Raw genomic sequence first — 8,914 nt, 5'->3', positions numbered from 1 at the left:
GGCACAGCTAAACAAAGAATTCAAAATCAGCTTTGTTATAAATTAGGTCAAACTATGATTATTAATTCTAAAAGTATTATTGGTATTCTATTCATGCCAATATATTTGTTATCAGTATTTTTAAATTACAAACAAGATCAAAAAATATATTATCAAAAAATAAAAAAAGATCCAACTTTAAAACTACCCCCTTTAGAAAATTATCCAGATTACCAAGAAGCTTTAAAGTATAAAGAACACTTATCTTATAAACTAGGAAAAATTTTATTAGAATCTTTTAAAACTTGGCATAAAGGTGCTTTGTTTAAATTTCCTTTGCTAATTTTAAAATATAAAATTTAATTTTTTTCGAAATGGAGGTTTTAATTTGAAAAAAATAATTGCCGTAAGAAAAGATGGACTCGGTGAAAGAATGTGTGCTTTTTTAAATGCAATGGTGATCGCTAAGAACTTAAAATTGAAGTTTGAATTTACTTGGAATTTAGGCTTATCAAGAAATATTTATGCTGAAAAATTAGATTTATTTACCCCAGAATCCTGCATTCCAAATATCGAAGAAATTTTCGATGATGAATTTATTCAAAAGCATTATGCTTTTAATTTTCAAGATATAAACCATGAAGATTTTCCAGATATTTCAGAATTAAAAAATTGTAAAATTAAATCTTGGCTGGATTTTGCAAGATATGAATGGGGGGATATTTTTTATAGTCAAATGTATTTAAGTGAATTTTTTGATTATGATCTTAAATCATATAAAAAAGATTTGCAATTAGCATGGACAAATATTAAATTTTCTCAAAAATATCAATTTATTATAGATAATGTTAATAATATTTATCAAGAATTTGGAAATTTTATCGCCATACATATTAGAAGTGGAGATATTGTTTATAGTAAATGTGGAGATATTATTTTTATAGGTCATTTAAAAATGATATGTTTTCATTTAGCAGCTTCTATGATTAAGTGTCTTAAAGATACTCAAAATTGTAATAAATTTTTAGTTTTCGCTGATGATTGTAAGTCAACTAGAGATTTAAAAAAACAATGTTTGGGTCAAAATATTAATATTTTTACAGTTGAAGATTTTAATTTTGTAAATGAATTAAATAGCTCGGAAAGAACTTTTTTTGAAGTTTTGTTAATGTCTAAGGCCGATAAAATTTATTCTACTAGATTTTCTGGATTTTCAAGATTGGCTAATTTTATTTCAGCAGGAGAGGATTGTGGTATTTATCAAAGTTTTACAGCAGAGCAACTTTTTAATATGTTGTATGACGGCGTAAGACAATTTCAATTTAATGATGAGCAAACAGCAACTTCTTATTTTATGCTTTATATTTATTCAAGTTGGTTAAATAGAGATCCAAAAGAACAAGAATTTTTTTTACAGAATGCTACTTTTTTATATAAAGAATGTTTTTTATTTAAATTATTTTATATTTATATATTATTAAAAAATAATAATTTTAAAATTTTAAAATTATTATTAGATAATTTAAATAACAAAGAGCTAGAAAAAATAAAATCACTTATTTTATCAAATCAAGAAATTACTTCCTTGTATGGTTTTATGTATTTTTATTTTGTGAGATACCATGATAAACATAGATTTTTGTTTGAAATAAGTATAGAGATATGCATAAAAATTATTAAAGGAGAATATTTATGCAACAATGAAATGGAGGAAGCTGTAGCTTTGTTTATTTTTAAAAAAAATAATTTAAAATTATCAAGGTCTAATTTAAATTTTTCAGCAATAGAACTGGTAAAAAATCACTTATCATATAAATTAGGGCAAGCAATAGTAGAAAATTCAAAAAGTATATTAGGATTAATCAGAATGCCTTATGTGCTTTCTTATATTTCGGATAAACACAAGCAAGAACAAAAATACAAAAAAGATTTATCTTTAAAATTATCTTGTTTCAAAAATTATCCAGATTATCAAGAAGCTTTAAAATATAAAGAATGTTTTAATTATAAATTGGGAGAAGCTTTAATAAAAGCTCATAAAAGTTGGTATAAGGGGGGATATATTAAATTTATATTCAAAGATATACCTAGATTGAAAAGGAAGGCTAAACAAGAAGGGAGAGATAATAATGGCTATAGAATTTGACATACAAGAATCAAAAATTTTAAAAGGGGTATATATAATAACTCCTAATAAATTTAGAGATTTGAGAGGGGAGATTTGGTCAGCATTTTCTGAAGATTGTTTAAAGCATTTACTTCCTGATAACCTAAATTTTGTTTTGGATAAATTTACTTTATCAAAACCAAATGTTTTAAGAGGAATTCATGGAGATCACAAGTCGTGGAAGTTGGTAACTTGTGTGTATGGAGAAGTGCATCAAGTAGTGGTTGATTGTAGAAAAGACTCTCCTGCTTATCTAAAATGGGAAAAATTTATTATCAATCAAAATAATCAGAAATTAATTTTAATTCCACCTTATTTTGGAAATGCGCAGTATGTTAGCTCAAAAAGTGATGCTTTATATTATTACAAGTGGGCTTATGAGGGTGAATATGTTGATGCCAAAGATCAGTTTACCTATGCATGGAATGATAGTAGAATTGCTATAGATTGGCCAACAAGCAATCCTATATTATCAGATAGGGATATTGATGCAACAATTAATGATCATACTAAAGGATTTTAATGAATAAAGATTCTAGAATTTATATAGCGGGACACAAAGGTACAGCTGGTACTGCCTTAGTAGAAAACTTAAAAAAAAGAGGATATGAAAATTTAATTCTTAAAACACGACAAGAACTTGATTTGTTAAATCAACAAGCTGTGATTGAATTTTTTAAAAACGAGCAACCAGAATATGTTTTTTTAGCAGCAGTTTTGCCATGTGGCGCTGCTAATGTATCTCAAAGAGCAGATTTTATATACGAAAATACAACTATACAAAATAATATTATCCATCAATCTTTCAAATTTGGAGTAAAAAAATTAATTTTTTTTGGTTCAGGTTATATGTATCCTGAAAAAACTCTTAATCCCATTAAAGAAGAAAGTATGTTGACTGATATATTAGAATATAATGCAACCTCGTTCGGTGTTGCAAAAATATCAGGTGCATTAATGTGTGAATCATATAATATTCAATACGGAACCAATTTTATAACTTTAGCTTTAAATAATTTATATGGAACAAGAGCAAATTTTGACTTTGAAAAGTCTAGAGTATTGCCGGCGCTACTTAGAAAATTTCATCTAGCTAAACTACTAGAAGAGGAAAGAGAGGGTGAAATTTTAAAAGATTTAAAAATGAAATCATTTGTTGAAGCGAAGAAGTATTTAGCTAATTTTGGTATTTCAAAAGACTATGTGGAAATTTGGGGGACAGGGAAGGTTAGAAGAGAATTTATACATAGTGATGATTTGGCTGATGCTGCTATTTATGTTATGGAAAATGTAAATTTTTCTGATTTATATAATAAAGATGAAAAAATAAAAAATACGCATATTAATATTGGAACAGGTGTTGATTATAGCATAGCAGAAGTTACTCAAATGGTTAAGCAAATTGTCGGATTTAAAGGAAAATTGATTTTTAATCCTAATAGACCAGATAGCACAATGGATCGTTTGATGGATTGTTCTAAAATTCATTCTTTGGGTTGGAGACACAAAATTGAACTTGAAGATGGTATTAAAATGATGTATGATTGGTATTTAAATAAAGGAGAATAAATGAAATATACACTAGCCTCGTCAACTTGGGATGAAAAGGAATTGCAAGCAATACAAGATGTTATCAAAAGTGATATGTTTACTATGGGCAAAAAGGTGGCTGAATTTGAAAAAGATTTTGCTAAATTTATAGGCTCAAAGTATGCGGTTATGACAAGTTCAGGTTCAACTGCAAATTTGATAGCAACAGCAGCCTTATTTTATACAAAAAACCCTAAATTAAAAAAAGGAGATGAAGTTATAGTTCCTGCGGTATCATGGAGTACTACTTATTATCCACTTTATCAGTATGGCTTGAAATTAAAATTTGTAGATATAGATTTAGAAACACTAAATTACGACTTAGATGCTTTAAGTAGTGCTATTAGCGATAAAACAAAAATGATCATGATTGTAAATTTATTAGGAAATCCTAATGATTTTGATACGATTAATGATCTTATCAAAGGAAAAGATATTATTTTGCTTGAAGACAATTGCGAATCAATGGGGGCAGAGTATAAGGGAAAGCAAACTGGAACTTTTGGTATTATGGGAACTTTTTCAACCTTCTTTTCTCACCATATGGCCACAATGGAAGGTGGTTTTGTTGTCACGGATGATGAGGAGCTGTATCATATTTTGCTATGTTTAAGAGCACATGGTTGGACTAGAAATCTTCCAAAAGAAAATTTAGTAGTCAATAAAAGCGACGATTGGTTTAGTGAGTCATTTCGTTTTGTGTTGCCAGGATATAATGTGCGTCCAGTGGAAATGAGTGGGGCTATCGGTATAGAACAGCTTAAAAAATTACCTATGTTTTTAAAACATCGTAGAGAAAACGCGAAATTATTCTGCGAATACTTTCAAAATCATCCTGAATTTATTATGCAAAAAGAAATCGGAAGCAGTTCGTGGTTTGGATTTTCATTGGTGATTAAGCCAAACTCCAAACTAAAAAGAAAAGATATTATTAAAAAACTAGAAGAAAATGATATAGAGTATCGTCCTATAGCAACTGGAAATTTTACACAAAATGAGGTAATTAAGTATTTTGACTATGAAATTTATCAAGAATTAAAAAATGCAAAATATATACATGAAAAAGGATTTTTTGTAGGCAATCACCAATTTAGCATTAGCAATCAAATTAATTTATTTAAAAAAGTATTGGATAGTTTATGAAAAAAACAGCGTTAATTACAGGATTTACAGGGCAAGTTGGCTCGCAAATGGCAGATTTCTTGTTAGAAAACACAGACTATGATGTTATAGGTATGATGCGTTGGCAAGAACCTATGGACAATATCTATCATTTAAGTGATAGGATAAATAAAAAAGATAGAATCAGTATTTTTTATGCAGATTTAAATGATTATTCTAGTCTTCAAAAACTTTTCGAGAGTCAAAGGCCTGATGTGATTTTTCACTTAGCAGCTCAATCTTATCCAAAAACTTCTTTTAATATACCGATTGAAACTTTACAGACTAACATAATAGGCACAGCAAATATTTTGGAAAATATTAGAATTTTAAAGGCAAAAGATGGCTATGATCCTATAGTGCATATTTGCTCTTCAAGTGAAGTTTATGGTAAAGCAAAAGCAGGTGTTAAACTTAATGAAGAAACAGCTTTTCACGGTGCAAGTCCTTATAGTATAAGCAAAATCGGCACTGATTATTTGGGAAGATTTTATGGCGAAGCTTATAACATTCGCACTTTTGTTACAAGAATGGGAACACATAGTGGTCCAAGACGTTCTGATGTGTTTTTTGAAAGCACAGTTGCAAAACAAATTGCTTTGATTGAAGCGGGTTATCAAGAGCCTGTTATCAAGGTTGGAAATCTTTCAAGTGTAAGAACTTTTCAAGATTGTCGTGACGCTATAAGGGCTTATTATCTACTTTCATTAGAAAGCCAAAAAGGAAAAGTTCCTTGTGGTGAAGCTTTTAATATAGCAGGTGAAGAAGCTTTTAAACTCCCTGAAGTAATAGAAATTCTTTTATCTTTTTCTATAAGAAAAGATATTAAAGTAGAACAAGATGAGCAAAGATTACGCCCAATTGATGCGGATTATCAAATGTTTGATAACACAAAAATCAAAAGTTTTATTGACTGGAAACCCCAAATTCCAGCTAGAAAAATGTTTGAGGATCTATTAAATCATTGGAGAGATGAGATAAAAAAAGGAAGGATTCCTTTAAATAGATGAAAACCATACGCACACAAACTCCTCTTCGCCTTGGTTTGGCAGGTGGGGGGACTGATATAAATTTATATTGTGATAAGTACACAGGTTATGTTTTAAATGCGACTATATCTTTATATATACATTGCACTTTAATCGAAAGAGAAGATGAAAAAATCATTTTTGATTCTCCTGATACAAATTCTTACTCTGAGTACGAAAGTAAAGAATTTTTAGAAAATGATGGAAAATTAGATATCTTTAAAAGTATTTATAATCGCATTGTAAAAGATTTTACAAAAAAACCTTTGAGTTTTTCTTTGCACACATACTCGGATGTACCAAGTGGTAGTGGTTTGGGCGGAAGCTCAACCTTAGTTGTAGGCATTATAAAAGCTTTTGCAGAGTGGCTTAATCTACCTTTAGGAGAATATGAAATCGCTAAGCTTGCTTATGAGATAGAAAGAGAAGATTTAGGCATAGTAGGCGGAGCACAAGATCAATACGCTGCAACTTTTGGCGGCTTTAATTTTATGGAATTTTATGACAATAAAAGAGTTATTGTTAATCCTTTGCGTATTAAAAACTGGATAGCTAGTGAGCTTGAAGCTAGAACTGTACTTTATTTTACAAATATCACAAGAGAAGCAAAAGATATAGAAGAGCATAAAAAAGGAAAACTTGGAGATGAAAAATCCCTTGAAGCTATGCACGCGATAAAACAAGATGCCATTAAGATGAAAGAAGCTTTATTTAAGGCGGATTTTGATACTTTGGCGAAAATTTTAGGTAAGTCTTGGCAGTCAAAAAAAATCATTTCTGAAATCGTTAGTAATGATGAGCTTGAAAGAATTTATAAACTAGCTATAGATAATGGAGCTTACAGTGGTAAAACTAGTGGAGCAGGAGCTGGTGGATTTATGTTTTTCTTTGTAGATCCTACTAAAAAATACAACCTAATCAAAGCTTTAAGCAAAGAGCAAGGCTGGGTGCAAGATTTTTCGTTTGCAAAAGAGGGAGTTAAATCATGGAGAATTTAAATTCCTATATAAAAGGACATTTTACAGATTCTATTTTAGTAAAAGAGCAAATTTTAAAAGATGAAGGTTTAATAACTCTTATTAAAAATGCTTCATTAGAAGTCATAAAAGCTTATAAAAATGGCAATAAAACCTTACTAGCAGGAAACGGCGGTAGTGCAGCTGATGCACAGCATATAGCAGGAGAGTTTGTGAGTAGATTTTACTTTGATAGACCTGGTATTGCAAGCATTGCACTTACTACAGATACAAGTATTTTAACTGCTATTGGCAATGATTATGGTTATGAAAATTTGTTTGCAAGACAAGTACAAACTCAAGGAGTTAAGGGAGATGTTTTTATAGGAATTTCTACAAGTGGAAATAGTAAAAATATCTTAAAAGCTTTAGAGCTTTGTAAGCAAAAAAAAATCATAAGTATAGGCTTAAGTGGAGCTAGTGGTGGAGCGATGAGTGAACTTTGTGATTATTGTATAAAAGTGCCTTCAACTTGCACGCCAAGAATTCAAGAAGCACATATTTTAATAGGACATATTATTTGTGCTATTGTTGAAGAAGAACTTTTTGGTAGAGGTTTTTCTTGCAAGCAATAATACTCTGTGGTGGCTTAGGAACAAGGCTTAAAAGTATTACAAAAGACATTCCAAAGCCTATGGCACCGATAAATGATAAGCCTTTTTTAGAATTTATTTTTGGGTATCTTAAAAAACAAGGCATAAAAGAGATTATCTTAGCAGTATCATACAAATATGAAGTAATACAAGAATATTTTAAAAATGAGTTTTTAGGTATAAAAATAAAATACAGCATCGAAAAAGAGCTTCTAGGAACGGGTGGAGCTATAAAAGAGGCTTTGAAATTTATAAAAAACAAGACTTATGTTTTAAATGGTGATACTTTTTTTGACATAGATTTAAGTAAATTAAAGCTAGAAAAAAGTAAAATTTGCCTTGCTTTAAAGCAAATGAATGATTTTGATAGATATGGCACGCTAAATGTTAATGAACAGAGCTTTGTGCTTTCTTTTGAGGAAAAGGTATTTAAAAAGCAAGGTTTAATCAATGGTGGAATTTATCTTTTGACTAAAGATATTTTTAAAGATTTTGCTTTGCAGGAAAAATTTTCTTTTGAAGAATTTTTGCAAGAAAATTATAAAAAACTAAAGGCTAGGGCTGAAATTTTTGATGATTATTTTATTGATATTGGGATACCTGAGGATTATTATAAATTAAAGCTATTTTTAAAGGAGAAACCCCATGTTTAACCCAAACTCAGCTATAGAAAGAGTAAAAAATCATCTTGCTTATAAACTAGGTCAAGTTATGATTGATTTCACAAACAATGGGGGGGGTATATAGCATTATTTAAAAAACTTTATAAAATTAAAAAACAACACAAAAAAGAACAAAGAATTTACCAACAAACTATACAAGTTTTTCCTCAACTCAAATATCCAAGTTTAGAAACATGCAGTGATTATGAGCAAGCTTTAAGATATAAATTTCATTTGTCCTATATGCTAGGTGAAGTTTTAATCAAAGCTGATAAAACCTGGTATAAAGGAAGTGGATTTAAACTAAAAAATGATATTAAAAAAGCTAAAAAAGAATTTCAAATTTTTAGAGAAATTTTTAAAGAATTTAATCAGATTGACTCTAGCATCCTTGAAGGTTGGATAGATAATAAACAATTATTTTTAAAAAAAATTCTAAGAATAAAAAATATATTAAAAATTCATCAAGATTATAAAGCAATATTAGATAATATCTTTCGCAATTTTAATTATTTTATACAAAATTTCGATCTTATAGAAGAATGGTTATTATCAGATGATTTCAAAGAAAGATACAAAAAAGAAAATCATCCTTACCCTTCTTTACTTGATCCTAAGAAACTAAATGATGAAAATGAAAAAATCAATTATCATAACATACCTGCTGAACTTGCATGGGATATGAATTTACCTTTACCTGATGGATATAAGTTTGTGT

At 29.0% G+C, this 8,914-nt stretch carries 8 protein-coding genes and 2 pseudogenes; all 10 read left to right on the top strand.

From position 1 onward, the window contains the following. Positions 1-342, top strand: a pseudogene (locus AJ886_RS04760) (glycosyltransferase family 2 protein); the annotation flags it as partial. Between the two features lie 25 nt (positions 343-367). Further along, the gene (locus AJ886_RS10765; protein WP_070287256.1) at positions 368-2,125 is read left to right on the top strand and encodes a hypothetical protein; all 1,758 of its coding nucleotides are present in this window, start codon (positions 368-370) and stop codon (positions 2,123-2,125) included. Beyond that, complete coding sequence (locus AJ886_RS04750; protein ID WP_070286575.1) at positions 2,109-2,669, top strand: dTDP-4-dehydrorhamnose 3,5-epimerase family protein; 561 nt, start codon at positions 2,109-2,111, stop codon at positions 2,667-2,669. Before AJ886_RS10765 ends, AJ886_RS04750 begins: the two co-directional genes overlap by 17 nt. Beyond that, complete coding sequence (locus AJ886_RS04745; protein WP_070287254.1) at positions 2,669-3,715, top strand: GDP-L-fucose synthase family protein; 1,047 nt, start codon at positions 2,669-2,671, stop codon at positions 3,713-3,715. Before AJ886_RS04750 ends, AJ886_RS04745 begins: the two co-directional genes overlap by 1 nt. Continuing rightward, entirely contained in the window at positions 3,716-4,879 is a 1,164-nt protein-coding gene (locus tag AJ886_RS04740) for a DegT/DnrJ/EryC1/StrS family aminotransferase (RefSeq protein WP_070287252.1), read from the top strand. It abuts the gene before it with no gap. Further along, complete coding sequence (locus AJ886_RS04735; RefSeq protein WP_070287250.1) at positions 4,876-5,907, top strand: GDP-mannose 4,6-dehydratase; 1,032 nt, start codon at positions 4,876-4,878, stop codon at positions 5,905-5,907. Before AJ886_RS04740 ends, AJ886_RS04735 begins: the two co-directional genes overlap by 4 nt. Next, the gene (hddA, locus tag AJ886_RS04730; RefSeq protein WP_070287248.1) at positions 5,904-6,923 is read left to right on the top strand and encodes a D-glycero-D-manno-heptose 7-phosphate kinase; all 1,020 of its coding nucleotides are present in this window, start codon (positions 5,904-5,906) and stop codon (positions 6,921-6,923) included. Before AJ886_RS04735 ends, hddA begins: the two co-directional genes overlap by 4 nt. Beyond that, positions 6,911-7,516, top strand: coding sequence for a D-sedoheptulose 7-phosphate isomerase (gene gmhA2 / locus AJ886_RS04725; RefSeq protein WP_070287246.1), 606 nt, complete (start codon positions 6,911-6,913; stop codon positions 7,514-7,516). Before hddA ends, gmhA2 begins: the two co-directional genes overlap by 13 nt. Beyond that, complete coding sequence (locus AJ886_RS04720) at positions 7,504-8,187, top strand: nucleotidyltransferase family protein (protein ID WP_070287244.1); 684 nt, start codon at positions 7,504-7,506, stop codon at positions 8,185-8,187. Before gmhA2 ends, AJ886_RS04720 begins: the two co-directional genes overlap by 13 nt. Continuing rightward, positions 8,180-8,914 (top strand): annotated as a pseudogene (locus AJ886_RS04715) (sugar transferase); the annotation flags it as partial. The gene AJ886_RS04720 and the pseudogene AJ886_RS04715, both read left to right, overlap by 8 nt.

The organism is Campylobacter sp. BCW_6465 (assembly GCF_001762815.1).
GTDB lineage: Bacteria > Campylobacterota > Campylobacteria > Campylobacterales > Campylobacteraceae > Campylobacter_D > Campylobacter_D jejuni.
The sequence above is the reverse complement of the archived record's forward strand: the minus strand, read 5'-3'. Positions and strand labels throughout refer to the sequence as shown.